This is a genomic window from Nonomuraea sp. NPDC052116, assembly GCF_040680035.1.
GTDB classification, from domain to species: domain Bacteria; phylum Actinomycetota; class Actinomycetes; order Streptosporangiales; family Streptosporangiaceae; genus Nonomuraea; species Nonomuraea angiospora_A.
The window spans coordinates 302880-329067 of sequence record NZ_JBFAWA010000010.1 but is presented as its reverse complement, the minus strand read 5'-3'; the positions used below and the strand labels follow the sequence as shown (position 1 = coordinate 329067).

General features: G+C 70.7%; 25 protein-coding genes. 15 read left to right on the top strand and 10 right to left on the bottom strand.

All coding sequences use genetic code 11. The annotated features are described in order from the left end of the window. Positions 1-8 precede the first annotated feature (8 nt). A complete protein-coding gene (locus AB0L65_RS22140; RefSeq protein WP_364248228.1) occupies positions 9-596 on the top strand; it encodes an HD domain-containing protein in 588 nt (195 codons plus the stop codon). On the opposite strand, the gene AB0L65_RS22135 is transcribed toward AB0L65_RS22140, so the two are convergent. Further along, a complete protein-coding gene (locus tag AB0L65_RS22135; RefSeq protein ID WP_364248227.1) occupies positions 593-1303 on the bottom strand; it encodes an FCD domain-containing protein in 711 nt (236 codons plus the stop codon). The genes AB0L65_RS22140 and AB0L65_RS22135 overlap by 4 nt on opposite strands. A gap of 132 nt (positions 1304-1435) precedes the next feature. Between AB0L65_RS22135 and AB0L65_RS22130 the strand changes: the two genes are divergently transcribed. Genes AB0L65_RS22130 through AB0L65_RS22110 form a run of 5 tightly spaced genes read left to right on the top strand, consistent with a single transcriptional unit; the run spans position 1436 to position 7802 of the window. Beyond that, entirely contained in the window at positions 1436-3040 is a 1605-nt protein-coding gene (locus AB0L65_RS22130) for an ABC transporter substrate-binding protein (RefSeq protein ID WP_364248225.1), read from the top strand. Continuing rightward, positions 3037-3996, top strand: a complete 960-nt coding sequence (locus AB0L65_RS22125; protein WP_364248223.1) for an ABC transporter permease — start codon at positions 3037-3039, stop codon at positions 3994-3996. The genes AB0L65_RS22130 and AB0L65_RS22125 overlap by 4 nt, the downstream gene beginning before the upstream one ends. Continuing rightward, complete coding sequence (locus tag AB0L65_RS22120; RefSeq protein WP_364248221.1) at positions 3993-5918, top strand: dipeptide/oligopeptide/nickel ABC transporter permease/ATP-binding protein; 1926 nt, start codon at positions 3993-3995, stop codon at positions 5916-5918. The genes AB0L65_RS22125 and AB0L65_RS22120 overlap by 4 nt, the downstream gene beginning before the upstream one ends. Continuing rightward, positions 5911-6900: an ABC transporter ATP-binding protein gene (locus AB0L65_RS22115; RefSeq protein ID WP_364248219.1), complete on the top strand. Its 990-nt coding sequence runs from the start codon at positions 5911-5913 to the stop codon at positions 6898-6900. The genes AB0L65_RS22120 and AB0L65_RS22115 overlap by 8 nt, the downstream gene beginning before the upstream one ends. Beyond that, the gene (locus AB0L65_RS22110; RefSeq protein WP_364248218.1) at positions 6897-7802 is read left to right on the top strand and encodes a dihydrodipicolinate synthase family protein; all 906 of its coding nucleotides are present in this window, start codon (positions 6897-6899) and stop codon (positions 7800-7802) included. Before AB0L65_RS22115 ends, AB0L65_RS22110 begins: the two co-directional genes overlap by 4 nt. Position 7803: 1 nt before the next feature. Here AB0L65_RS22110 and AB0L65_RS22105 read toward each other — a convergent pair whose 3' ends face one another. Continuing rightward, positions 7804-8061, bottom strand: coding sequence for a DUF1876 domain-containing protein (locus AB0L65_RS22105; RefSeq protein WP_185067965.1), 258 nt, complete (start codon positions 8059-8061; stop codon positions 7804-7806). Positions 8062-8271: 210 nt separating this feature from the next. On the opposite strand from AB0L65_RS22105, the gene AB0L65_RS22100 reads away from it, so the two are divergent. Then, entirely contained in the window at positions 8272-9435 is a 1164-nt protein-coding gene (locus AB0L65_RS22100) for a Fic family protein (RefSeq protein ID WP_364248216.1), read from the top strand. 265 nt (positions 9436-9700) lie between these two features. On the opposite strand, the gene AB0L65_RS22095 is transcribed toward AB0L65_RS22100, so the two are convergent. Continuing rightward, complete coding sequence (locus AB0L65_RS22095; protein ID WP_364248215.1) at positions 9701-10801, bottom strand: winged helix DNA-binding domain-containing protein; 1101 nt, start codon at positions 10799-10801, stop codon at positions 9701-9703. A gap of 98 nt (positions 10802-10899) precedes the next feature. On the opposite strand from AB0L65_RS22095, the gene AB0L65_RS22090 reads away from it, so the two are divergent. Genes AB0L65_RS22090 through AB0L65_RS22080 form a run of 3 tightly spaced genes read left to right on the top strand, consistent with a single transcriptional unit; the run spans position 10900 to position 14843 of the window. After that, the gene (locus tag AB0L65_RS22090; protein ID WP_364248214.1) at positions 10900-11934 is read left to right on the top strand and encodes a substrate-binding domain-containing protein; all 1035 of its coding nucleotides are present in this window, start codon (positions 10900-10902) and stop codon (positions 11932-11934) included. A 34-nt stretch (positions 11935-11968) separates the two neighbouring features. After that, on the top strand, positions 11969-12970 hold the full coding sequence (locus tag AB0L65_RS22085) for a hydroxyacid dehydrogenase (RefSeq protein ID WP_364248213.1): 1002 nt from the start codon (positions 11969-11971) through the stop codon (positions 12968-12970). Positions 12971-13028: 58 nt separating this feature from the next. Further along, positions 13029-14843, top strand: a complete 1815-nt coding sequence (locus tag AB0L65_RS22080) for a protein kinase (RefSeq protein WP_364248211.1) — start codon at positions 13029-13031, stop codon at positions 14841-14843. Here AB0L65_RS22080 and AB0L65_RS22075 read toward each other — a convergent pair. The 3 genes from AB0L65_RS22075 to AB0L65_RS22065 form a co-directional block, all read right to left on the bottom strand. Beyond that, a complete protein-coding gene (locus AB0L65_RS22075; RefSeq protein WP_364248209.1) occupies positions 14840-18139 on the bottom strand; it encodes a WD40 repeat domain-containing serine/threonine-protein kinase in 3300 nt (1099 codons plus the stop codon). The genes AB0L65_RS22080 and AB0L65_RS22075 overlap by 4 nt on opposite strands. Positions 18140-18244: 105 nt before the next feature. After that, on the bottom strand, positions 18245-18799 hold the full coding sequence (locus AB0L65_RS22070; protein WP_350728251.1) for a GNAT family protein: 555 nt from the start codon (positions 18797-18799) through the stop codon (positions 18245-18247). A 12-nt stretch (positions 18800-18811) separates the two neighbouring features. Further along, positions 18812-19321: a shikimate kinase gene (locus tag AB0L65_RS22065; RefSeq protein ID WP_350728250.1), complete on the bottom strand. Its 510-nt coding sequence runs from the start codon at positions 19319-19321 to the stop codon at positions 18812-18814. 36 nt (positions 19322-19357) lie between these two features. Here AB0L65_RS22065 and AB0L65_RS22060 point away from each other — a divergent pair, with 36 nt between their 5' ends. After that, positions 19358-19639, top strand: coding sequence for a hypothetical protein (locus AB0L65_RS22060; protein ID WP_192787484.1), 282 nt, complete (start codon positions 19358-19360; stop codon positions 19637-19639). 13 nt (positions 19640-19652) lie between these two features. Continuing rightward, entirely contained in the window at positions 19653-20159 is a 507-nt protein-coding gene (locus AB0L65_RS22055) for a ChaB family protein (RefSeq protein WP_364248208.1), read from the top strand. Between the two features lie 96 nt (positions 20160-20255). Here AB0L65_RS22055 and AB0L65_RS22050 read toward each other — a convergent pair whose 3' ends face one another. The 3 genes from AB0L65_RS22050 to AB0L65_RS22040 form a co-directional block, all read right to left on the bottom strand. Beyond that, positions 20256-22085, bottom strand: coding sequence for a transketolase (locus AB0L65_RS22050; protein WP_364248207.1), 1830 nt, complete (start codon positions 22083-22085; stop codon positions 20256-20258). An 80-nt stretch (positions 22086-22165) separates the two neighbouring features. Beyond that, the gene (locus AB0L65_RS22045; protein ID WP_364248206.1) at positions 22166-23173 is read right to left on the bottom strand and encodes an SDR family oxidoreductase; all 1008 of its coding nucleotides are present in this window, start codon (positions 23171-23173) and stop codon (positions 22166-22168) included. 7 nt (positions 23174-23180) lie between these two features. Further along, the gene (locus AB0L65_RS22040) at positions 23181-23456 is read right to left on the bottom strand and encodes a hypothetical protein (protein WP_350728245.1); all 276 of its coding nucleotides are present in this window, start codon (positions 23454-23456) and stop codon (positions 23181-23183) included. Between the two features lie 206 nt (positions 23457-23662). On the opposite strand from AB0L65_RS22040, the gene AB0L65_RS22035 reads away from it, so the two are divergent. Beyond that, entirely contained in the window at positions 23663-23911 is a 249-nt protein-coding gene (locus AB0L65_RS22035) for a BON domain-containing protein (protein ID WP_192787480.1), read from the top strand. Beyond that, complete coding sequence (locus AB0L65_RS22030) at positions 23904-24635, top strand: metallophosphoesterase (RefSeq protein ID WP_221519178.1); 732 nt, start codon at positions 23904-23906, stop codon at positions 24633-24635. Before AB0L65_RS22035 ends, AB0L65_RS22030 begins: the two co-directional genes overlap by 8 nt. Before the next feature lie 464 nt (positions 24636-25099). Here AB0L65_RS22030 and AB0L65_RS22025 read toward each other — a convergent pair whose 3' ends face one another. Continuing rightward, entirely contained in the window at positions 25100-25249 is a 150-nt protein-coding gene (locus AB0L65_RS22025; RefSeq protein WP_165959640.1) for a GPGG-motif small membrane protein, read from the bottom strand. A gap of 113 nt (positions 25250-25362) precedes the next feature. Here AB0L65_RS22025 and AB0L65_RS22020 point away from each other — a divergent pair, with 113 nt between their 5' ends. Next, positions 25363-25959, top strand: a complete 597-nt coding sequence (locus AB0L65_RS22020; RefSeq protein WP_350728242.1) for a nucleotidyltransferase — start codon at positions 25363-25365, stop codon at positions 25957-25959. The last annotated feature ends 229 nt before the right edge of the window (positions 25960-26188 follow it).

Below are 26188 nucleotides of genomic sequence, written 5' to 3'. Positions count from 1 at the left end.
GGAGCGGGATGGAGATCTTCACGAGCTGGTCGTCCTGGGCGCAGGCGGAAGGCCCCCTGAGCGAGGCGCTCCCGCCGGGGACCACGGATTCCCTGCGCGACGCGGTGGAGTTCGCCCGCGCGCAGCACGGGGTGCAGCAGCGGCCGACCGGGCGCCCGTACGTGGAGCATCTGCTCGAGGCGCTGGAGGTGGCCGTGGTCGGCGCCGAGCTGACCGACCGGGACGTGCTCGTGGCGATCTTGCTGCACGACGTGCTGGAGGACACGCCGTGCACCGAGGCGGACATCGCGCGCAGGTACGGCGCCGGCGTGGCCGAGCTCGTGCGGTGGGTGACCAAGCCGCGCGGGGTCGCGAAGGTCGACTACCTGAGCACCCTCGTGCAGGCGCCGCTGCACGCGGTGTTCGTGAAGCTGGCCGACCGGGTGAGCAACGTGCAGGAGCTGCAGCGGATGCCGTGGCGGTTCCAGCGGCGCTACTACCTGGAGACCGTGGCCTACATCATGCCGCTGGCCGGCGCCCACCCCTGGTTCGCCCGGTGGTTCGGGGAGTGGCGCACGCGCTGGCATCCCCGCGTGGAGCGGCTCAGCGCGTACTAGCCGCCGATCCTGGCCACGCGGTTGCGCACACCCTCGAAATGGGCGTGCACGGCGGCCACGGCCGCATCCCGGTCGCCGGCCAGCAAGGCCGTGTAGATGTCGCGATGGCGCCTGACCACGTCGCCCGGCGACTCGTCCGGCGCGCCCAGCTCGTCGCGCAGCTGGTAGTAGACGTCCCAGAACGCCCCGAGGAGCTGGCTCACCAGCGGGTTGCCGAGCGGGCGGTAGAGGAGGTCGTGGAAGAGGCGGTCGGTCTCGGGGGAGACCGGCCCGACCGGCGCCTCGGCCTCCATCCTGGCGATGACGTCGGCGACCGGCGTCAGGTCGACCTCGGGGCCCAGCTCGATGAGGCGCTCGACGAGGCCGCTCTCCAGGATCTCGCGGATCTCGATCAGGTTGGCCAGGTGGTTCTTGCCGTTCTGCAGCGTGATGCGGCTGTGGAAGGTCAGCTCGTCCACCAGCCCCGCCAGCGACATCCGGCCCACGAACATGCCGAAGCCGTGGCGGATGTCCACGATCCCGACCGCCTGCAGGGCCTTGAGCGCCTCCCTGATCGAGTTGCGGCTGACCCGCAGCTCCTCCATGAGCTCGGACTCGGTCGGCAGGGGGTCTCCGGCCACCAGTCCACGCCGGACGATCAGGTCCTTGACGCCCTCCTGGGCCTCGACGGCACGGCTCGGCCGCGCCGGACGCGGGACTGTGGCCATGAAAATTCCTTTCGCCCTATGTAACATTCCGGAAATCTTCTGTTGACCTCAAGCGGTGGCACCATCTAGCGTCCACGTTACGGCAAAGATAGGACATGGGATGTCCCACGTGCTACGTCCCAGGAGGATTCCGTGAGCTCTGAGTTCAGCCGCCGCGACTTTCTGCGTTACAGCGGGGCTACGGGTGCGGCAGCGTTCGTCGCGGCGACGCTCTCCGCGTGTTCCGGCGGTCCGGCCTCGACCGGATCGGTCGGCGCCGGATCCAACAAGGATCTGATCACCGCCGTCATCGGGTACGGCAACGACCAGAGCTGGGACCCGACGCAGACCGCGTCGGCGTTCGCGATGGCGGGGATCAGCCACATCTACGAGGGGTTGCTCGACACCGACCCGATCACGCGCGAGCCCTACCCGGCCCTGGCCACCGCCCTGCCCACCGACCTGAACGCGACCTCCTGGAAGTTCACGCTCAGAGACGGCGCCAAGTGGCACGACGGCCAGCCGGTCACCGCCGACGACGTGGTCTTCACCTTCGAGCGGATCCTGGGCCCCGACAACGTCCTGACCGGCAACTTCTTCAAGTCCTGGCTCCAGGAGGTGAAGAAGGTCGATGACAAGAACGTCGAGCTGGTCTTCAAGTTCCCCTTCCCCGACGCCGCGCCCAGGCTGACGATCGCCAAGATCATGCCGAAGCACGTGTTCAGCCAGGCGGGCGCGTGGGACAAGGCCAAGAGCGGCATGACGATGGGCTCGGGGCCGTACAAGCAGACCGCGCACAACCCCAAGTCCAACACCACCTTCGAGGCGTTCGACGGCTACAACGGGCCGCGTCCGGCCACGGCCAAGAAGATGAACTGGCTGACGATCGTGGACGCCGCCGCCCGCGTCGCCAAGATCTCCGGTGGCTCGGCCGAGGCGCAGATCGCCGACAACATCCCGTACGCCAACGTCGAGCAGCTCAAGCAGCAGGGCCTGACGGTCGAGGGCGGCAAGGGCATGAACCACATGTTCCTGATGTTCAACACGGGCGCCAAGCCCTTCGACGACGTACGGGTGCGCCAGGCCCTGCACTACGCGATCGACAAGCAGAAGATGATCGATGTGGCGCTCAAGGGCCACGGCACGGCCTCCAGCTCCTTTCTCAACGAGGGCAACCCCGCCTACAAGCGGGCCTCGGTCGTCTACGACTACGACCCCGAGAAGGCCAAGGCGCTGCTGGCCGAGGCCGGGGTCAAGAACCTCACGATCAACCTCATGGCCGTGAACGTGAGCTGGATCGCGGACTGCCTGCCCACCATCGCCGCCTCCTGGGAGGCCATCGGCATCAAGACCACGCTGGAGCCGCAGGACACGGCCGCGTTGTTCGCCAAGATGGACCAGTTCCAGGACTACCAGGTGGTCGCCGCCGCCTCGAACCCCAACCAGTTCGGCATGGACGCCGACCTGATCCTGCACTACAACTACGTGCCCGGCGGCCTGTGGATGAAGTACAGCCACTGGGACGGCACCGCGGACGCCAAGAAGCTGTTCGCGATGATGGACGAGGCCAGCAAGGAAACCGACAAGGCCAAACGGACCGAAGTTATCCACAAATATCTGGACTTTGTGGCTGAGCAGGCCATCCTCTACCCCGTCGTCCACAATGAGCTGATGACCGCCTGGGACCCGAAGAAGCTGTCCGGCATCCGCGCCCAGCCCTACCCCGGCATCAACCTGCTGCAGGCCAAGAGGACATGACGCTCGTCGCCAGGATGCTGCTCCGGCGGCTCCTCATGCTGATCCCGCTGCTGCTCGGCGTGGTCGCGTTCGTGTTCATCGTGATGCGCTTCTCCAACAGCAAGCCGGAGTACGCGTACTTCCAGGGTGCGAACCCGACCCCCGAGCAGATCCACCAGTTCCAGGTCGAGAACGGCCTGCTGGACCCGCTGCCCCTGCGCTATGTCCGGTTCGTCGCCGACCTGGCCCAGGGAGACATGGGCACCAGCGTGCTCACCAAGCAGCCGGTGGTGGACTCCATCACGACCGCGCTGCCGCTGACGTTGCAGCTCACGTTCCTGGGCCTGGCCGTCGCGGTGGTGCTGTCGCTGGTGTTCGGCGTCACCGCGGCGCTGTTCCGTGACCGCTGGCCGGACCAGGTGATCCGCGTGGTGTCGCTGGTCGGGGTGGCGGCGCCGTCGTTCTGGCTGGCGCTGCTGATGATCCAGTACCTGGCCGTCGGCGAGGGCCTGTTTCCGACGGGCGGCTACATCAACCCGGCCGACTCCACGGCTGGCTGGCTGCAGTCGATGACGCTGCCCGCGCTGTCGCTGTCGCTGCCGATCGCGGCCCAGCTCACCCGCATCATCCGCACCTCGATGGTGGAGGAGCTGGACCGCGACTATGTGCGCACCGCGATCGGCAGCGGCCTGCCGCCGATCGTGGTCGTCGGCAGGAACGTGCTGCGCAACGCCCTGATCACCCCGCTGACCGTGCTCGGCCTGCGCATCGGCTACCTGATCGGCGGCACCGTCGTCATCGAGACCATCTACGGCCTGCCCGGCATGGGCCAGCTCATGATCAACGCCGTGCGCGACGGCGACCCGGCCGTCGTCCAGGGCGTGGTGCTGACCATCGCGGTCGGCTTCATGGTCGTCAACCTGGTCGTGGACGTCCTCTACCTGCTGGTCAACCCTCGCCTCAGGAGCGCCGCATGAGACGTGGACTGACGGAACGACTCTCCCGGCCGGGCGTGGCCTTGCGCCGCCTCAAGCCCCTGTCGTGGCTGGCGGTCGGCATCGTGGCCGTGGTCGTGCTGGCCGCGCTGCTGGCGCCGTGGATCGCGCCGCACTCGCCGTACTTCCAGGAGGTCACCGGCGGCGGCCCGTCGGCCGCGCACTGGATGGGCCTCGACAGCGCCAACCGCGACATCCTGTCCAGGCTCCTGTACGGGGCCCGCTGGTCGCTGATCATCGGCCTCGGCGCGACCGGGCTCGCCCTGGTGGCCGGGGCGATCGTCGGCGCGACCGCGGCCACCTCGCGCAGGGCCGTGGACGAGACCATCATGCGCCTGCTCGACATCATCATGGCCTTCCCCGGCATCGCGCTGGCGGCCGTGCTGGTGGCGGTGTTCGGCGGCAGCATCCCGGTGCTGGTCATGGCCATGGCCTTTCTCTACATGCCGTCCGTGGCCAGGGTCGTGCGGGCCAACGTGATCGCCCAGTACGGCGAGGACTACGTGGCGGCCGAGCGGATCATCGGGGCGCGCACGCCGTACATCGTCGTCAAGCACGTCGCGATCAACTGCGCCGCGCCCGTGCTGGTCTTCTGCACGGTGATGGTGGCCGACGCGATCGTGTTCGAGGCGTCGCTGTCGTTCATCGGCGCCGGCGTGCGCCCGCCGAACCCCTCCTGGGGCAGCGTCATCGCCGACGGCAAGAACCTGGTGCTGCTCGGCGGCTGGTGGGCCACCGTCTTCCCGGGCCTGCTGATCCTGCTGACCGTGCTCGCGCTCAACATCCTCTCGGAGGGCATCTCCGACGCCTGGGCCGCGCCCGCCACCCGCAGGGCGGTCGCGAAGAAGGACGACGCGTTCGAGCGGGCCAGGCCCGGCTCCGGCGAGGTCGTCGAGCTCCCCGGGCTGGCCGAGGCCGCCCGCAGGCTGGCCGAACGCGCCCGCCCGCTCCCGCAGGGGCCACCGATCCTCTCGGTGGAACGGCTGCGGATCGGGTTCGCGGACGGTGTGGACATCGTGGACGGCATCGGCTTCGAGGTGCACCCGGGCGAGGTGCTCGGCCTGGTCGGCGAGTCGGGCTGCGGCAAGTCGCTGACCGCGCTGACCATCATGGGCCTGCAGCCGCGCAACGCCCGCGTCAGCGGCCACGTCCGCTTCGACCAGCGCGAACTGCTCGCGGAGTCGCGCCGCGCCCGCCGCCGCCTGCTCGGCCACGAGATGGCGATGATCTACCAGGACGCCCTCTCGTCCCTGAACCCGGCCATGACCATCAAGGCCCAGCTCAAGCAGCTCACCCGCCGCGGCGGCCGGCGCACCCCCGCCGAACTGCTCGAACTCGTCGGCCTCGACGCCCGCCGCACTCTGTCCGCCTACCCGCACGAGCTGTCGGGCGGCCAGCGGCAGCGGGTGCTGATTGCGATGGCGCTGTCGCGCGACCCGAAGCTGATCGTCGCCGACGAGCCCACCACCGCGCTCGACGTCACCGTCCAGGCGCAGGTCATCGAGCTGCTGCTGAAGCTGCGCGAGGAGCTGGGGTTCGCGCTGATCCTCGTCTCGCACGACCTCGCGCTGGTCGCCGACGTCACCGACCGCGTGGTCGTCATGTACGGCGGCCAGATCGTCGAGACCGGCGCCACGGCGACCCTGGTCGGCGCGCCCGCCCACCACTACGCCCGCGGCCTGCTGGGCTCGGTGCTGTCGCTGGAGTCGGGGGCCGAGCGGCTCACGCAGATCCCCGGCGTGGTGCCCGCCCCGGCCGACTTCCCGCCCGGCTGCCGGTTCGCCGACCGGTGCCCCATGGCCACGGACGTGTGCCGTACCGAGGCTCCGGTGCTGACGGGGGACACCACGCACGCGGTGGCCTGCCATCACCCGGCGCTCGTAGGAAGTGAGCAGCATGCTTGAGCTGAAGGATGTGCACGTCGTGCACAAGGCCCGCTCGGGTGGCCTGTTCTCGCGGGACCGCGTCCACGCGCTGACCGCGGCGAACCTCACGGTGAGCGCCGGCGAGACGGTCGGGGTCGTGGGGGAGTCGGGCTGCGGCAAGTCCACGCTGGCCAGGGTGCTGGTCGGCCTGCAACAGCCCACCCAGGGCAGCGCGACCTTCCGCGGCAAGGACCTGTGGGCGCTGAAGGAGGGCGAGCGGCGCGCGCTGATCGGCTCCAGCGTCGGGATGATCTTCCAGGACCCGTCCACGGCGCTCAACCGGCGCCTGCCCGTCAGGCAGGTGCTGCGCGACCCGCTCAACGTGCACCGCCGCGGCACCCCCGCCCAGCGCGACGCCCGCGTACGCGAACTGCTCGCCCTGGTGGGCCTGCCCGCCAGCGCCGCCGACGCGCTGCCCAGCCAGCTCTCCGGCGGGCAGCGCCAGCGCGTGGCCGTGGCCAGGGCGCTCGCGCTCGAACCCGACCTGGTCGTGGCCGACGAGCCCACCAGCGCGCTCGACGTGTCGGTCCGCGCCCAGATCCTCAACCTGCTGCTCGACCTGAAGGAACGGCTCGGGCTCGCGCTGGTGTTCGTCTCGCACGACATCCAGACGGTACGCAGGATGAGCGACCGCGTGGTCACCATGTACCTCGGCAGGATCGTCGAGCAGGCGCCCGCGCGGACTGTGCCGATGGGCGCCCGCCACCCGTACACGCGGGCCCTGTTCTCCGCGACCCCGGGCCTGATCTCGCCGATCAACCCGATCCCGCTCGTGGGCGTGGTGCCCTCCGCCACCAGACCACCGAGCGGCTGCCCGTTCCGCACCCGGTGCTGGCGGGCAGACCACCTTTGTGCGGAGGACTGGCCGGCGGCGCAGACCGAAGGCGACCACCTCTTCCACTGCCACCACCCGGTGGCGGCGGGAGCAACTGATGTAGAGCTGATCCAGGAGCGCGCATGACTTTGACCGGCGTCATTCCCCCGGTTTGCACCCCGTTGACCCCTGACTACGAGGTGGACGCCGCCTCGCTGGTCCGGTTGGTCGACCACCTGCTGACAGGGGGCGTGGACGCGCTGTTCGTGCTGGGGTCGTCGTCGGAGGTGGCGTACCTGACGGACGCGCAGCGCCGGGTGGTGCTGGACACCGTGGTCGGCCACGTGGGCGGGCAGGTGCCGGTGCTGGCCGGGGTGATCGACATGACGACGCCACGCGTGCTCGAACACGTGCGGGTCGCGGCCGAGGCGGGGGTGTCGGGGCTGGTGGCGACCGCGCCGTTCTACACGCGTACCCATCCGGAGGAGATCCGCACCCACTTCCGGACCATCGCCGCGCGGGGCGGGCTGCCCGTTTACGCGTACGATCTGCCGGTTTCCGTGCACACCAAACTGAGCGCCGAACTCCTGCTCGGGCTGGCCGCCGAGGGCGCGCTGGCCGGAGTGAAGGACTCCAGCGGCGACGACGGCGGCCTGCGCCAGGTCATCCTGAGCCGCGAGGCGCCCTTCAGCGTGCTCACGGGGTCCGAGGTGACCGTGGACTCGGCGCTGTGGATGGGCGCGGACGGCGTGGTGCCCGGGCTGGGCAACGTGGACCCGCAGGGGTACGTCGAGCTCTACCAGTGCGCCTCCCGGGGTGACTGGCAGGCGGCAAGGGCGGAGCAGGAGCGCCTGGTCAGGCTGTTCGAGATAGTCCGTGTAGGCGGCTCACGCATGGGCGGCAGCTCGTCGGGCCTCGGAGCCTTCAAAGCCGCGCTTCACCTACGCGGTGTCATCGACTGCCCGATCACCGCGCTCCCGCAGGTTCCGCTCAATGACGACGAGGTAGGCCGGATCGGCAAGCTCCTGGCTGCCGCCGGGCTGCTCTGAACTATGCCGTGCCGGCCAGCTGGGCCACGTCGTCCGCGCCGTCCTCGATCAACTTCGAGGCCAGGTTGGACAGGGCCCGCCCAGCGGCCAGCTCGTCCCCGATCCCGGGCACCGGGCGGTCGGTGGGATTGCGTCGGGCGTGTGCCACGCTCTCGTGACGTTTGCCGTCCGCGGTGAACAGCACCGCCGTGGCCGTGGTCACGGCGTCCTCGTCGTCCTCACTGATCCAGATCTGTATGTTCCACTGTTTGTACTCCATGGGAAGACACCTCCCTACCTTCGAGGGTCTCTCTTACGAGCCCAAAGGTAAAGGTCAGGCCCCCGGAACGGCCCTGGTGCCACCCCGGCGGGGGGCCCACGCCGGGCTGCTGGTCTCCACCCGGCACGAGCCCGGGTGCTCTGCTCGTCCCGGTGGCCGCGCCACCCGCCTTCGCGATCGGCCTTGCCGCATGGCTAATAGATTGACGCAATGATTGCGTCAATCTATTATGGCAGCATGTTGTATGCCACGCCGTCCCTCGCCGCGGAAGACGGTCGGGTCCTCGAGGAGATCGAGGCAGCCCGAAGTGCGTTGCATCATCAGGTTCGCGCCACACCCACCAAGTGGACCGCTGGGCTCCGGAAGTTTCTGACCGCCGACGCGGTCGCCGCCTCCAACTCCATCGAAGGCTTCAAGGTCTCCACCATCGACGTGGAAGACCTGATGGAGGGTGAGAGGGACGTGGATGTCTCGGAAGAGAACCGCGAAGAGACCCTCGCCTACCAGCGGATGATGACCTACATCCAGACTCTCCACGACGTCGAGGACTTCCGCTACAGCGCGGGCTTCCTCAACGCGCTCCACTGGATGCTCCAGGGTCACCGCCACACCGTGCGCAAACCCGCCGGGCGGTGGCGCAAGGGTCCCGTCTACGTCACCGACGCCCGTGATCCGAGCATCGCCGCCTACACGGCTCCTGAGGCGCTGGACGTACCCAGCCTGATGCGCGAGTTCTGCGACTGGCTCAACACCGACAACGGTGATTACCCGCTCATCAGAGCAGCTATGGCACATCTGCACCTGGTCTCGATCCACCCCTGGGCCGACGGCAACGGACGGATGTCACGCTCACTGCAGACCCTGATCATCGCCAGGGACGGGGTGCTCGCGCCGGAGTTCTCCTCCATCGAGGCTTGGCTGGGCAGGCCGGGCAACATCTGGGAGTACTACGCTGTGCTCGCCCGGCGCGGCGCGACCTATCGTCCGGACCAGGATGTTTCCGACTGGATCCGTTTCAACCTCACCGCCTACCACCAGCAGGGACAAACGGTAAAAGCCCGCCTTGAGCGCTCTAATCGGGTATGGGTGCTGCTGGAGGAGTTCGCCCGGCAACGGCGGCTCGACGAACGCGTGGTGACCGCGCTGCACGATGCCGCGATATCCGGACGCGTCCGCCGCACCCGCTACGAGAGCGCCGAAGGCCTCAGCGTTCAACAAGCCCAACGCGACCTACGCGACCTGGTCACCGCCCAACTGCTCACCCCAGTCGGTAAGACCCGCACCCGCTTCTACACCACCGGGCCGGCCTTCCCCGAGGAGGTGCTGGAGGTCGCCCGGACCCCGTCACCCCTGGTGGACCCGTACGCTCCCTAGACCGCGGCTCAGTGCGCCAGGCCTTCCGCGCCTGGGGCAAGGAATGTCGCGTAATTCCCTGGGGTTCGTAGGCGATCTTCGCGTCGGCTCTCGTGACTCTGCCGACAAGATCGCACTCCTGGCGTGTGGGCTGACGACTCGCTGAGACTTGATCGCCTGACGAATCGGCGAAGCGAGCGGGGGTTTGGGGGGCCGCGCCCCCCAAACTCACAGCCTGAGCTCCAATGCGCGAAGCGCTATCCAGCGAAGACCATGCCGTTTCCCGTCAGGGCTTGGAGGCGCCGTCGGAGACCGTGATTTCGTGTTTGTCGCCCGGCGCCAGGAACTCCAGCAGCCTCCGCGCCTCCTCCTCCACCTCCTCCAGGACCGGGATCGGCATCCACCGGTGGATGGTGAGCGTGGAGGTGCCCTTGGCGCGGGCCACCGTCCAGTCCCCGGCGGTGAAGCCGTCCACCAGGATGACGCGCGGCATCACGTTCGTGCCCATGAAGCCCTGGAGGGCGGTCGCTCCCGTGTCGGAGATGGCCCGTGAGCGGTCGGCGTACGACAGGAACAGGTTGTCGAAGTCGTACATCAGCCGCACCGGCGCCGGGGTGTCCTCGTCGGGCCGTACGGCGTCGGGCAGGTCGTACAGGGTCCGGCCGGCCTCGTCCCTGAAGCGGACCAGGTCGAGCGAGTCCACCACCTCGCCCAGCCGCGTCAGCCCCGACCACGTCTGCACGTCCATCACCGACGCCGGCCCGAACGCCGCGAGATAGCGCCGCACCAGCTCGGCCGCCGTCATCGGCGGCACCTCGAAGCCCAGCCAGGACTCGGCGCTCGTGTGCGCGATGGGCCCGCTCTTGCCCCACACGCCCCTGGGCGGCACCTGTACGAGCGGCACCAGCCACCGCACGCCCTGGCCGAGCGCGTGCGGATCGTTCGACGGCCACCGCTCGGCCAGGTTCCGGCCCAGCTCGGCGAACGTCATGGGCCGCTCCTCCAGCAACTCCCGCCCGACCGCCGCCAGCTCGTCCAGGTCGACCCCTTGCCACCGCTTGCCGAACGTCGACGTGGTCATGCGCCCGATGGCGGGCTGCAGCAGCGGCCGGATGGCCAGGCAGTCGCGGGCGGAGACGAGGTGGATCGTGCCGCGCTGCAGCGCGATGCGTACGAGCTCGCGCGAGAGCAGCAGGTCGGCGGCGTCGGCGGGTTTGAAGCCCTCCACCCGGTTCCACAGGCCGGTGTACCAGGTGTGCGGGGTCTGCGCCTGGAGCCCGCCGAGGCGCTCCACGACCTCGACCACGGAGTTGTCGGTGCGGCGAAGCAGGTGCTGGCGGTCGAGCGTGGCCCGGTTGAGCGCCCTGCGGCTGATGAGGGGGTCCATAGGTCAAAGGTAGGGGGTATTGAGGTCGATTCCGGACCTCAACAGCTCTTGATCGAACGAAACTAAAACGATCATTTCGAAAGGCATAGGATCGAGGCATGTCCGTCGAGCAGCGCCACAGGCTCATCCTCCGCCAGGTTCGCGACCGCGGCTCGGCCCGGGTGGCCGACCTGGCCGAGGCGCTGGGCGTCTCCGCCGTCACCCTGCGCAGGGACGTCGAGCACCTGGCCGCCCAGGGCCTGCTCACCAGGGTGCACGGCGGCGTCACGCTGCCCGCCGCGGCCCCCGCCCCGCGGGCCGGCGGGCTGACCATCGGCATGCTGGTCCCGACCGCGCACTACTACTACCCGGCCGTGATCAAGGGCGCCCAGGAGCAGGCGGCCAGGGCGGGGGCGCGGCTCGTGCTCGGCATCTCCCGGTACGAGGACGCCGAGGACCGCGCCCAGGTGCGCCAGCTCGTCAAGGGCGGCGCGGAGGGCCTGCTGCTCACCCCGAGCAGGCAGCCCGACGGCTCCCACGTGGAGTGGCTGGCCGGGCTGAGCGTCCCGGCCGTGCTCGTGGAGCGCCGGGCCGAGCCGGCGGGCCCGGCCGCCACGCTCGACGCGGTCGCCTCCGACCACGCCCACGGCGCCTACCTCGCCGTACGCCACCTGGCCGAGCTGGGCCACCGCGGGCTCGCGCTCGTCGCCTTCCCCAGCCCGACCACGCCGGGGATCCGGGCGGGTCTGCTGGCGGGCGCCTCGGCGCTGGGCCTGGACACCCCCGCGGAGATCGTCATCGACCGCGACCGCACCGACGAGCTCGTGGCGGGCGTGCTGCGCCTGGTGCGCGACCGGGGCGTGACGGGACTGCTCGTGCACAACGACGAGGACGCGCTCACGCTGGTCAGGCACCTGGTCGCGGCGGGTGTGGACATCCCGGGCGAGGTGTCGCTGGTCGCCTACGACGACGAGGTGGCCGCGTTCTGCTCACCCTCGCTCACCGCCGTGGCGCCGCCCAAGGAGGAGGTCGGGCGCTGCGCGGTGGACCTGCTGATCGCCCGACTCACCGCGGGCGCCGCCCCGGTCGGCCGCCACGTGGCGCTGCTGCCCGAACTCAGGCCCCGGGAGTCGTCCGCACCCCCTTCGTTATGATCGATTCGATCGTATTGATTGCGGGGGGAGCGATATGAGCGAATCACGGCCGAAGACGCTGCTGGCCATGGGTCGACCGGTGGCGGCCCGGCTCTTCACCGGCGAGGTGCGCGACCGCTTGGTCGGCATCGCCGACGTGGACCCCGGCCTGGTGGCCGAGGACTTCGCGGATCCGGCCGTGGCCGAGGCGCTGGCCGGCGCCGAGGTGCTCTACACGAGCTGGTGGTGCCCACCCGTCACCGCGGACGTGCTGGCCAGGGCGCCCAGGCTGCGCGCGATCGTGCACGCCGCCGGCACCGTGAAGCACCACGTCACCGAGGCGTGCTGGGAGCGCGGCATCGTCGTGTCGTCCGCCGCGGCGGCCAACGCCGAGCCGGTGGCCGAGTTCACGCTGGCCTCGATCCTGTTCGCCAACAAGCGCGTGCTCGACATCGCCGCGCTCTACCGGGAGCGACGGGCGCGGATCGACGTGGACGGCCGCTTCCCCGGGTTCGGCAACTACCGGCGCACGGTCGGCATCGTCGGGGCCTCCAGGATCGGCCGCCGGGTGATCGAGCTGCTGCGGCCGTTCGAGCTCGACGTGCTCGTGGCGGACCCGTACCTGACGGAGGACCTGGGCGTGCCGCACGTCGGGCTGGACGAGCTGATCGAGCGGTGCGACGTGGTCAGCCTGCACGCACCCTCGCTCCCCGAGACCAGGCACCTCATCGACGCGGCCCGCCTCGCCCGCATGCGCGACGGCGCCACGCTGATCAACACGGCCAGGGGCGCGCTCGTCGACCAGGACGCGCTCGTCGCCGAGCTGGCGAGTGGACGGCTGTACGCGGTGATCGACGTGACCGAGCCCGACCCGCTGCCCGCCGACTCGCCCCTCTTCGACCTCCCGAACGTCCTGCTCACCCCGCACATCGCCGGGTCGCTCGGCGGCGAGCTGTCCCGTCTGGCCCACCAGGCGCTCGACGAGCTGTCCAGGTACGCCCAGGGCCTGCCCTTCCGGTACGGCGTCGAAGCGGGGTCGCTGGCGATAAGCGCGTGATGCCCGTACTGCCGGGGTCCGATGGCGCGGGCAGCGGGTCGGCCCTACGCTGCTCTGCATGCGCAAACGGGTGATCGACGACCGCTTCGAGCTCACGGAGCGGCTCGGTGGCGGGGGCATGGGCCTGGTGTGGCGGGCCTGGGACGTGGCCCTGCACCGCGAGGTCGCGCTCAAGGAAGTACGCCCGCCCGACCCCTCCATGGACGAGCACGACCCGGCGGGCGCCCGCGAGCTGCGGGCCAGGGTGCTGCGCGAGGCCCGCGCCCTGGCCCGGCTGAACCACCCGCACGTGGCCACCATCCACCACATCGTCGACCCCGGCGAGCAGGGCTACCCGTGGATCGTCATGGAGCTGGTCACGGGCGGCTCCCTCCAGGACCGCATCCAGCGCGGGCCCATGTCGCCGCAGGAGGTGGCGCGTCTGGGCCGGGAGGTCCTGTCCGCGCTGCGGGCCGCGCACGCCGTCGGCATCCAGCACCGCGACGTCAAACCCGCCAACGTGCTGTTACGCGAGGACGGCCGGTCGGTGCTCACCGACTTCGGCATCGCGGCGGTACGCGAGTCCACGAGCCTGACGGCGACCGGGTCGTTCATCGGCTCGCCCGAGTACATGGCGCCCGAGCGCATCAACGGCGTCGAGGGCGACCCGGCCTCCGACTTCTGGTCGCTCGGCATGATGCTGTACGTGGCGGTGGAGGGCCGGCACCCGCTGCGCAGGAGCACCACGCTGGCGACCCTGGCCGCGGTGCTCAACCAGGAGGTGCCGCCGCCGGAGCGCGCAGGGGCGCTCGCCCCCGTGCTGAGCGCGCTGCTCAGGCGTGACCCGGCGGGCCGCCCCGACGCCGAGACCCTCGACCGCATGCTGGCCTCGGCGGCCGACCCCGGCGCGGCCCCGCCCCCGATGCCACCCGCACCCGCTCCCGCTCCGGCGATGCCAGGCCCGCACGCCCAGGGCCCCGCCCCGGCGGGCCCCGCGATGGGCCCCGGAATGGGTCACGCGACAGGTCCTGGGATGGGTCACGCGACGGGCCCCGGGATGGGTCACGCGACGGGTCCCGGGATGCCCGGGCCGCACGCCGCCTACACGGTCCCGCCCAGGGCCGGTCACCCAGGGCCGCCCATGGCCGGGCAGACCATGCCGCCCGGGTACGGCCACGCGCCGCAGCAGCCCCCGTGGGGTCCGGCGCCGATCCCGAAGGCGACCACCATGCACGGCCGCCGCCGCCGCGGCGGCGGCGGCCTCACCGTGGGCATCGTGACGTCGGCCGTCGCGGTCACGGTGGCGGGCGTGCTGGTGTGGCAGCTGATCCCCTCCGCGTCGAGGAGCACCACGAAGAAGGACCCAACGGTGCGCTCCACCTCGGAGGACTCCTCAGAGGTGGAACGCACCGATCCCGAGTCCCCGCGCGACAGCACGCCCGCCACGCCCGGCAACCTGCACACCCCTGCGGGAATGCGGGCCCTGATCACCAAGATCAAGACCGAGCTCGGCGACACCAAGGTCGTCAGGATGACGGTCTACCCCACGTACGCGTCGATCGAGGCACCGCTCAGGCGCGACAAAGAGCTCTATGACACGTACTTCTACCGCGACGGCGAGATCACCCGCTCGAGCGCCGGCGGCAAGATGAGCGGCAAGCCTTTCGTGGACCTGCAGAAGTACAACTGGGACGCCCTCCCCGCCCTGTTGAAGAAGGCGAACAAGGACCTCGGCGTCGCCAAGCCGACCTCGCGCTATCTGATCGTGGACCCCGACTACGCGTTCGCCACCCCGCGCCAGGTGCTGCTCGTCTACGCGTCCGACGAGTACAGCTCGGGCTACCTGGTCGCCAACCTCCAGGGCAAGGTGGTCAAGACGTACGCGAGCGACTAGCAGATCTTCTGGTAGCCGCTCTCCGGGATCAGCCGGGTCCACTCCGCCTTGCTCAGCGACCCGCCCGCCCTGGCGCACACCGCCTGCGCCGCCAGCCCGGGATCGACCGGGCTCTCGCGTACGGTGCCGTCCGGCCCGACGCCGCGCAGCCGCTTGCCGTCCTGGGTGAAGGCCGGCCCGGCGGCCCACGAGCCCGCCTGGCCGACCTCCCGCATCGTGCTCGCGTCCCAGAGCGAGGTACGGGCTGCGTCGATGGCCAGCAGGTCGCCGCCGGGGGAGAAGCGGAGCTCGTCCACCGGGGCCGTCCCCGTCTGGATGGTGCCCCGCGCCTTCCCCTTGCGCAGGTCCCAGAGGAGCACGTGCCCGCCCTCCAGCCCGAACGCCAGCGTGCGCCCGTCGGGCGAGAAGGCGAGCGCGGTCGGCGCGGGCGGGTCCTCGTCGGGGTCGGCGGACCGATCGAGGACCAGCGGGGTGATCGCGCCGGTGCGCAGGTCGAGGAGTTTGGCGCCGGCGGCCAGCGTCGAGCCGTCGGGGCTGAAGGCCATCGCCAGGTCGCCCGCGCCCTCGTACGCCTTGATGCGCCGCCCCTTGCGCACGTCCCACGTCTCCAGGGTCCTGCCCCGCGCGGTGGCCAGCGTGTCGCCGGTGGGGGAGAGGGCCACGGCGAGCACGTCGCCGCCCGCGTCGATGGCGGCGACCCGGCGGCTGCTGGTCACCTCCCACACGGTCACGGGGTCGCCCGCGACGGCGAGCAGCCGGCCGTCGGCGTCGAAGGCCAGGTCGCCGGCGGCGGCGATGCGGCCGAGCGGCTTGCGCTCCACGGTGTCGGTGAGCTCGATGGAGTCGCCGACCTCCTTGGCGGCGACCCGCCCGTTGCCGGAGAAGGCGGCGGAGGGGGCGTCCTCGGACGGCAGGGGCAGCCCCGAGACGTCGAGCGAGACGACGGAGCCGGTGCCGCTCAGGTAGCGCAGCGAGCGGCCGTCGGCGGAGAAGGCCAGGCCGCGCTCGGGGTTTCGGAGGGGGTAGGCGCCCGCGAGGCGGCGTTCGGCGACGTTCCAGACCCGGACCTCGCCGTCGCCCGGCAGCGCGAGCAGGCGTCCGTCAGGGCTGAAGGCGGGCGGGTCGGCCGAGGTGTGCCCCAGGGAGTCGGCTCCGACCACCTCGACGCCGCGCACCGACTCTCGGGCCGTGCGCCCGTCCGCCCGGAACATCTCGGGTGTTCCGGACGCCGTGGGGTTCGGCGTGGTCGCCCGCTTGGGGATGACGGGGCTCGGGGGCCTGGCCGCCACGAGCGTGATCCCGTCGCGCCCGGCCACGGCCAGCGTCGCCCCGTCGGGGCTGAACGCCAGGGCGGGCGCCGCCGCGTCCGCGCCGGTGGGCGGCTGGACCGAGACGGTGCCGGTCTTGGTCCGCCCTACCAGCTCCCACAGATCGACCCGCCCGCTCAGGCTGGAGAAGGCGGCCCTGGTCCCGTCGGCGGAGAGCGCCACCTGGCGGTCGGCGACGTCGAACAGCAGCCGCCCGCCCCGGTAGACCCTGGTCCTGTTGCCCTGGCCGATCGCGTAGGTGACCGGCTCTAAGGGCGCGCGCCCCGTGGACACCTCGAACGGCCGGCCGTCGGCCGCCTCCGCGAACCTCCCGTCGTCGCTCAGCACGCTCCCAGCCGGCAGCGAGTACGAGCCGAGCCGCTGCCCGCCGGCCAGGTCCCAGACGGCGACCGTACCCGTGCCCCATTTGACCAGTTGGTCGCCGCGCAGTACGTAACGCGCCCGCAGGTCGGCGGCGGGATCGGTGAACACCCCCAGCTCCGGCTGCACCAGCGACGCCTGCAGCGCCGCCCGCGCCTCGAACACCGGCGACAGCTTCCAGGCCGCCACGCTCAGCCGCATCGCCGTACGCGGATCGGACGACCGCAGCGCCTCCGCCCGGGCGGCCACGGCCCGCGCATTGGCCTCGACGAGCTGCCCGCGCAGCTGGTTCTGCCCGTGCACGGACACCACGGACAGCGTCACGGCGATGGCCAGCACGGCGGCCAGCGCCGCCAGCGCGGGCGTGAGCAGCCTCCTGCGCTGCTTGGACAGGGTCACGCTGTCGTTGACGAAGTCGCGTTCGAGCTGGTTGAGGCGTAGATGACGGCGCTTGGTCGCGGCCCAGGCGAGCGCCGTGTCGAGCGCCTGGCCGCGGAAGAGGTGGCTCCTGCCGCGCCGGTGCTCCGACCAGTTCCTGGCGGCGTCGCGGATCTCCCGGTGCACGTGCATGCTCTCGCGCTCGTCCTCGACCCAGGCGCGCAGCCGGGGCCAGGCCCGGTAGAGGGCCGCGCTGGCCGGGGCCACCCGCTGGTCGCTGACCGCGACGAGCTTGCCCACGGGCGTCTCGGTCGGCGCCACGCGCACGCTGCGGCGTACCAGGAGACCCGCCTCCATGAGCGGGCCGAGCACGTCGCCCTCGTCGTGCGGGCTGTCGCCGTCGAGCAGGCGCAGCAGCAGCCCCGGCACCTCCGCCTGCTGCCGCGGCGTGAGCGCGAGGTAGACCTCCTCGGCCACCTCGCCCAGCGAGCGCGGCCCGGCGTGCCCCTCGGGCGGCCGTACGTCGGCCGGGCTCTCGACCCACAGCTCCGGCGCGGCGGGCCGGTCGGCGGGATCCTTGGCCAGGGCGCGTCCGACCAGCTCGCGCAGCGGCTCCGGCAGCACGCCGAGGTCGGGGTCGACGGTCAGCAGCCGGTGCATGACCCCGCCCAGGCTCGTCCCGCTGAACGGATCGTCCCCGGTGGCCGCGAACAGCACCACGGCGCCCCACGCGAACACGTCGGCCGCCGCCCCCGAGTCGCGCCCGGTCAGGACCTCGGGAGCCGTGTACGTGTACGTGCCGCCGGCCGGCACGCCCAGCTCGATCACCTTGGGCCCGTCGGCGGCCAGCAGCACGCTCTCCGGATTGAGCCCCCGGTGCGTCAGACCCGCCTCGTGCAGCGCGCTCAGCGCCGACGCCAGCGCGCCGGCCAGCGCGACCAGCTCGTCGCCCGCGTAGGGCCCGTGCAGTTCGACCGCGCGCCGCAGGTCAGGTCCGTCCACGTACTCGCTCACCACGTACGGCACGCCCTCGTCGTCGCCGACGGCGACCACCTCCGCCAGATGGGGGCAGGTGACCCGCTCGAACCGGCGACCGACCTGGCCACGCGGCACCGTCACCGCGAAGCGGCGGCCCTCGTCGTCGTAGGCGTCGTAAACCACGCCGCGCCCGCCCGCGCCGAGTCTGGCCGCCGGCCAGAAGCCGCCGAGCCTCTCGGGGTCACCGGGCACCAAGCGCATCGTCACTGATGCTTAGATGCACGCCACTGCCCAATGGTTGTCCCAAAGACGCCACAGGTCCCCCGCGCGCCTCGGGGGACCCATGCGTCATGATCATTATGCCAGGCTTCCGGATCTTGCCGGCCATTCGCGCCGGAGCACCGACATGAGCACCGCGTCGTGCCATTCGCCGTCCCACAGCAGGGCGTCGCGTTCGACGCCCTCCTCGACGAAGCCGACCTTCTTGTAGACGTGCCGCGCCCGCTCGTTGAAGGCGTAGACGCCCAGCCTGATGCGGTGCAGCGGCGTCGTGGCGAAGGCGTGGTCGAGGACCAGCTCGATGGCCTCGGTGCCGTAGCCCTTGCCGAAGGCGCGCTCGCCGATGAGGGCTATGCGGAGGTTGCAGGCGAGGTTGTGCTGGTCGAGCTCGTTGAGCACGATCTCGCCGACGTATTCGCCGGCGGCCATGATGGCCAGGTCGAGCCGGTCGGCGTGGTCCTTCCTGGTGGCGTACCACTGGTGGGCGGCGCCGCGGTCGATCTCGCCGTGCGAGCCCGTCAGGCGGCCCACCTCGGGGTCGGAGACCAGCTCGAAGAGGCCGTCGACATGCTCCGGGCCGACCGGGCAGAGGGTCACGCGGTCACCCGTCAGGGTGGGCTTCTCGGCGAACATCCCCTTTGGCTATCAGTGCCGATCGCCTTCGGGCAAACCCATTTCCCGCAGCGTCGCGTCCCGCACCTGCTCGGGGGTCAGCTCGCCGACGTCGCACCTCAGGTCCGCGACCTCCCGGAAGAACGGCTCACGGCGGGCCCGCATGACGGCGGGGCCGTAGTCGGGGCGGTGGCTGCTCGACTTCATCCGCTGGGCCAGCACCTCGTCGGCGGCGTCCACCCAGACCACGAACGCCTTGGCCAGCGCCGCGCGCACCTCGGGGAACTCGACCGTGCTGGCCGCCGCCGCGATGACCTCCGGCTCGCCGGCCAGCTGGTGCAGCACGTGGTCGGCCTCGTACCGGTGCAGGGCGTCCGCTCCCTCGCGTTCGGCGATCTGCGCGGCGGTGCCGCCGTAGCGCTCCTGAAGGAACGGATCGCTGTCGCTGAACGGCAGCCCGAGCGCCTGCGCGATCAACCGGCCGGCGCTCGACTTGCCCGAGCCCATAAGCCCGACCAGTACTACTGGTTTGTTTTTCGACATGTGGATAGAGGTTCCCGTGTCAAGGAGGTAAATCTGATGACTATCGCCGGAAGCATCATCCTCATCATGCTCGGCGCGATCCTCACCTGGGCCGTCGAGTTCGACCTCGCCGGTCTCGACATCAACGTAGTGGGCGTCATCCTCATGCTCGGCGGCCTCGTCGGACTCCTGTTCGGCATCTACAGGATCAGCGTCACCCGTAGAGCGGTCGGACCCATCGACGAGCCGGTTCACCGTCACGAGGTCTACGAGGAGCCTGAAGCCCGCAGGACCACCGTGTACGAGGAACGCCGCCGCTACGACGAACCACCGCTGTAGGAGGTGAATCGACATGCCAGCTGTTGAAGAGCTGCCGTCGACCATCAAACGTTCGCCGAAGAGGGCACAGAACACGTGGATCAAGGCGCACGACAACGCCGTGAAGGAGTACGGCGAGGGGCGGCGCGCCCACATGACCGCGTTCGCCGCGCTGAAGCGATCCTTCGAGAAGGTCGGCGACCACTGGGAGCCCAAGAAGGGCCCCTCCGACAAGGCGACGATGACCCGGACCGCTAAGGCGACCACGACGCGGACCAGTGGCCGGACCAGTGGCAAGGCCACGATGACCCGGACCGCCAAGGCCGCCACCCGGACCGCCAAGGCCGCCACCCGGACCGCCAAGGCCGCGATGACCCGGACGGTCAAGACGGCCGAGGGCGTCAACCTCAACGCCACCAGGGAGTACCTGCAGAAGATGGCCGCCAAGCTCGATGTGCGCGGCCGGTCCAAGATGACCAAGCAGGAGCTGGTGAACGCCATCAGGAGGGCCAACAGGAGGCTGACGGCGAAGGCCCGCTGACGGGAGGTTCCCGTTCAGGGGGCCGCGCCAAGAGGGCCGGGGGCATGTCGCCCTTCGGCCCTCACTCATGTCCGGCACTCATGTCCGGCATATCCATCACAGGAGCCGCTTGACCGCCTCGGCGATCGCGTGGCGGTCGATGCCGGCGTCGGCCAGCTGCTCCTCGGGTGTCGCGGACCCGGGCAGGCCCGTCACGGCCAGCTTCACCACCCGCGGCCCGAGCTCGCTGACCGCGTCCGACACCGCGTCGCCGAGCCCGCCCTCCAGCCGGTGGTCCTCCACCGTGATCAGGTTGCCCGTGGTGGTGGCCGCCTCGACCAGCGCGGCCGTGTCGACCGGCTTGACCGAGTACAGGTCGATCACCCCCACCGGGATCCCGGCCCCGCCCAGCTCGTCGGCCGCCGCCAGCGCCTCGTGCACGGTCACGCCCGCGGCCACGATCGTGGCCCGGTCGTTGGGCGAGTGCCGCAGCACCCGCGACCCGCCCACGGGGAACCGCTCGTCCGGCGGGTAGATGACCGGCGTCTCCCCGCGCGTGGTGCGCAGGTAGGAGACGCCTTCGACGTCCGCCAGCTCGGCAGTCAGCGCCGCCGCCTGGTTGGCGTCGCACGGGTAGAGCACGGTGCTGCCGTAGACCGCCCGCAGCATCGCCAGGTCCTCCAGGCCCATCTGGGAGGGCCCGTCCTCGCCGATCGCCACCCCCGCGTGCGACCCCACGAGCCGGATCGAGGCCCTGCTCACGCCGGCCATCCTGATGAAGTCGTACGCCCTGGTCAGGAACGCCGCGAACGTGGCTGCGTACGGCTTCCACCCGCGCACCTGCAGGCCGATGGCGGCGGCCACGAGCTGCTGCTCGGCGATGTACATCTCGAAGAACCGCTCCGGGAACTCCTTCCCGAACGCCTCCGCCCTGGTCGAGTCCGCCACCTCGCCGTCCAGCGCCACGATGTCCCCGCGCGCCGCGCCGAGCGCCGCCAGCGCCTCCCCGAACGCCGTCCGGGTGGCCGCCTTGTCGCCCACCTTGTACGCGGGCAGGCTCATCGGCCTGGTCTCGAACCGGTACGGCGCCGCCGGGGCCTCGGGCTTGTGCACCTCCACCCGCAGGTCCCGCCGGCCGCCCAGCTCCTCGATGGCCTTGTCCGGGTCCTTGAGCGGTTTGCCGTGGGCCCCTTCGCGGTTCTCGACCTCCAGGGCCCCCTCGCCCTTGCGCGTCTTGGCCAGGATCACCGTCGGCCGCCTGCGCGTGTTGCGGGCGTCGCTGAGCGCGTAGTCGATCTGCCCGGGATCGTGCCCGTCGATCTCGATCGTGTGCCACCCGAACGCCCCGAACCTGCGCGCGTAGGCCCCCGTGTCCCATCCGTGCCGGGTGGGCCCGCGCTGGCCGAGGCGGTTCACGTCCACGATCGCGGTCAGGTTGGCCAGCCCCTCGCAGCCCGCGTGCTCGGCCGCCTCCCAGATGGACCCCTCGGCGAGCTCGCTGTCCCCGCAGAGCACCCACACCCGGTACGGCATCCGCTCCAGCCGCCCGGCCATGGCCACCCCGACCCCGACCGGCAACCCCTGCCCGAGAGACCCGGTGGCCACGTCCACCCACGGCAGCCGCGGCGTCGGATGCCCCTCCAACCGGCTGCCCCGCCGGCGGAACGTCAGGAGCTCCTTGTCGTCGACGACCCCGGCTGCCTTGAAGAGCGCATAGAGCAGCGGGGACGCGTGCCCCTTCGAGAAGATCAAGTGGTCGTTGGCGGGGTTGTCCGGGTTCTCGAAGTCGTAGTGCAGGTGGCACGCGAAGAGCACGGCCATCAGATCGGCCGCCGACATCGACGATGTCGGATGGCCGGACCCGGCCTCAGCGGCCGCCCGCACGGAATCGACCCGCAGTTGCGCGGCCAGCTCGGTCAGGTACTGAAGATCGCGCTCAGGCATCATGGCCTCCTCGGAAGCGGTTTCCCGCCGCCTACCCCGCCAGGCCCGCTTAAGTCGGGTCGATCAGGGGGACGGGGCTCGGCTCATCGCCCGCGCAGGCGCAGGGCGGCCCACGCGGCGGCCGCGCCGCCGGCCAGCGCGAAGAGGACCGCGCCGCGGTGCTGGGCCAGCCAGAGCTGGGGGCTGTGGGCGTGGGAGCGCGCGTCGAACGAGCCGTGGGCGCCGAAGTCCACGTCCTCGTCCACCGGCTTCCACAGGTTGGCGACGCCTTCCGGCGGTTTGTCGTCCGTCTGCTGGGACCGCGCGCCGGTCCTGGCCAGATAGCGGTCCACCAACGCCGGCGCCACGCGCTGGGCCAGGAGGGTGGCGGCCGTGCTGGCCCCCACCCAGTACTCCTTGCGCTCCGGGTGCTCGGCCGCGTACACGATGGCCCTGGCGGCCACCTCCGGCTGGTAGATCGGGGGGACCGGCTGCGGGTGGCGCCGCAGCTTGGACAGCACCCAGTCGAACTGGGGGGTGTTGACCGCGGGCAGCTGCACCAGCGTGATGTCGATGCCGCTGCGGTCGGCCAGCAACTCCGTGCGGACCGACTCCGTGAACCCCTTGACCGCGTGCTTGGCGCCGCAGTACGCCGACTGCAGCGGGATGCCGCGCTGCGACAGCGCCGAGCCGGTCTGGACGATCGCACCCGCGTTGCGCGGGCGCATGAGGTCCAGGGCCACCTTCGTGCCCCAGACGTAGCCCAGGTACGTCACCGCGGTGGTGCGGGCGTACTCATCTGGGGAAATATCGGTGAATTTGGCGAAGACGGAGGAGAATGCGGTGTTGATCCAGACGGAAATGGGCCCCATCTCCGCCTCTATGCGCTCGGCCGCCCTCCGCACCTGGTCATAGTCGGCCATGTCGGCCTCGAATACCTCGCCGATGCCTCCTTCCACCCCCACGTCCACGGCGGCGGCGCCCAGCCCGGTCGTGCCCCGGGCGATGAGCGCCACCTTCGCACCCTGGTGCCCGAGCTGCCGGACGACCGCTCGCCCGACCCCGCCGCTGGCACCCGTCACCACCACTACGCGCCCTTCAAGTGGTGTCATGTCGCAGTCAGCCCGCCTCTCCGTCCTGTCGCAGCTTCTGGCGTCGTACGGCCAATGCGATGTCGACCACCGTGGCCAGGGCCACCACGAGCGCGATCCCCGTCATGACGGGCGCCCCGACGATGATCCCGAGCACCGCGAACGCGAACATGAACACCAGCAGGAACGACCCGATCCTGATGTGCGCAACGTCGCGTGGCGTCGCGGGCACCATGGCATGGCCCCTGATGTCCCGCTCCTCGTGCCACTTTCCGTTATCCGGTATGTCCCTGTTATCCGACATGCCGCCCACCTGCCCGTTCTGTTTGTCCCTTAACTTCCGGGGTAACCGCCGCCCCCCGCGGGCGGTCGAGGCGTACGGCCAGGACGGGACGATATTTCGGGCAACCGGCCACGGCGGGCCCGGTCGAGCAGGCGGTTATTGACCCTATTCGTGCCGTTTGAGGTGTTAATCCAGGGGCATGCGGCGACAGAAGAAGGAGGCGAGCGATGGAAGCTCCGCAGTACGTCGCGGCCCGTGTCCAGCAGGCGCTGGCCGAGGACGGACGCACGCACGAGCTCGGAATCCGCGTCGACATACGAGGCGACCAGCTGTTCCTGCGCGGTGAGGTCAGCGGGACAGGGCAGCGCGAGCGGCTCGGCCAGGTGGCGCACGAGGCCGCGCCCGAGCTCCACCTGCACAACGAGATCAGGGTCGTGGAGGCCAGTGAGCCGGGGGAGGATGAGCGTCTTGACTGACCTGCGTATCGCGGCCGTCGGAGACATCCACCTGGGGGAGGACGACAGAGGCCAGTACCGCAAGAGACTGGTGGGCATCGAGGAACGCGCGGACGTGCTGATGCTGGCAGGCGACCTGACCAGGCACGGCACGCTGGAGGAGGGGCGGGTCGTGGCCGACGAGCTGCGCGGCCTGCCGATCCCCGTCGTCGCGGTGCTCGGCAACCACGACTACCACTCCGACTTGCAGTACGAGATCGCCGGCGAGCTGCGCGACGCGGGCGTCGTGGTGCTCGACGACGACGGCGCCGTCGTCCAGTGCGGCGACAGGAAGCTGGGCGTGGTCGGCGGCAAAGGGTTCGGCGGCGGGTTCGCGGGCAAGTGCGCCAGCGAGTTCGGCGAGCGGGAGATCAAGAACTTCGTCGCCCACACCCGCTACATCGCCGAGTCCTGGAAGGTCGCGCTGAAGGAGATCGTGGCCGAGAAGCGCGTGGTGCTGTCGCACTACTCCCCGATCAAGGAGACGCTGGAGGGGGAGCCGCACGAGATCTACCCGTTCCTGGGCAGCTACCTGCTGGCGGAGGCGGTCGACACGGCGGGCGCCGACCTGATCCTGCACGGCCACGCGCACAAGGGCAGCGAGAAGGGCATGACGCCGGGCGGCATCAGGGTCCGTAACGTGGCGCTGCCGGTGCTGGGCCGCGCCTACGCGGTCTACTGCCTCGACTGCGAGACCGGGTTCTAGAGGATCATCGCGGCCAGGAGGCAGATGTCGTCCTCGGTCGTGTCGAACGCCCCCAGCATCATCCCCGACACCCCCTCGACCAGCGCGGCGCTGCCGCCCCTCGATCAGCACGGGGCGGGGCGCCCGGCGTTCGTCCAGGCGTAGGTGCGCTCCTTCGGGTCGCTCAACGTGGTCGGCACCCGGCCGGCTCGCCGGCGGGGTGCCCGGACACGGTCCTGGAGTGGCGGTTGGCCGCCAGGATGCGGAAGTCGACCACGCGACCCAGTGAGTCTTTGAAGGGGGTCAGGTAGAGGGCCGAGGCGTGGGACGGCCTCCAGCATCCCGCGTACCCGGGTTTTGAGCGCCTGTGGTGCCGCAGCCGCGCCAGTTGTTCACGTACTCTCGCCGATGCCGCGCCGGTTTCGAAGCGGGCGAACGGCGGATATTTGTTCACACGCTCCCCACGCAACTCGGGAGCGCGGAACTTACACGTTGAAGATGCTGACCCCGCCAGGTCCGACCAGGAATCCGAGGACGATGAGCACGATCCCCCAGAGGAGGTCGCGCCTGGCCAGGATCACGTAGATCCCGGAGATGACCAGTATTACCGCGATGATCCAGAGCAAAGTAGCCATGGGTCTGCCACTGCCCTAAGGGGGGTTCGCATAACATGTTTTTTCCCTCATTAATGGGCAAGAGACCCCGGCATCCAACGCCTAGTTGACGATCGTTTGGGTAGCCCGAAAACATGACGAGCCACGGTCACGCTGTCACCGACGCCATCCTCGACACGCTCAAGCGTGCCAGCTCGGGGCTGAAGGACGCCGGGGTGAAATTCGCGCTGGCCGGAGGATGCGCGGCTTACGCGCGAGGCGCCGCACCGTCGCTGCACGACGTCGACTTCATGCTGACCGAGCACGACGTGCCGACCGCGCTGGAGGCGCTGCGCGGGATCGGCTTCCAGACGGCCAAGCCGCCGGAGGACTGGCTGGTCAAGGCGTACGACGAGGGGCGGCTGGTGGACCTGATCTTCCGGGTGTCCGACCAGCCGATCACCGACGAGTTGCTCGACCGGGCCGAGCCGCTGAAGGCGTCCGCCGTGATCGTGCCCGTGCTGGAGGCCACCGACCTGGTCATCTCGTGGCTGCTGCCGCTGTCGGAGCACGCCTGCGACTACGGGGCGCTGCTGGCCCAGGTGCGCGCGCTGCGCGAGCAGGTCGACTGGCCGCGCGTGGCCGCCGTGCTCCAGGACTCGCCGTACGCGATGACGTTCATCACGCTCCTGGAGCGGCTGGACGTGCTGAAGGGCCCGATCGAGCCGAAGGGCGACCCGAAGTGGCCGTGAAACGCCGCGAAGGGCCGCGCCCCTGGGGCGCGGCCCTTCTGTTGCGGCATGTCCGGGTTGCACGAGCCGGCCGTAGTAGTCGCCCAGCCGCGTCCGGTACTCGGGTTCCTTGAACCTGCCCTCGTCGAACTCGGGAGCGTCCTTGATCTCGGCCTTGGTGCGCGCCACGTACACGTTGCGCTCCTGAGGGTCGATGCTCGTGACGACCTGTGCCGGGAGCATGACCTTC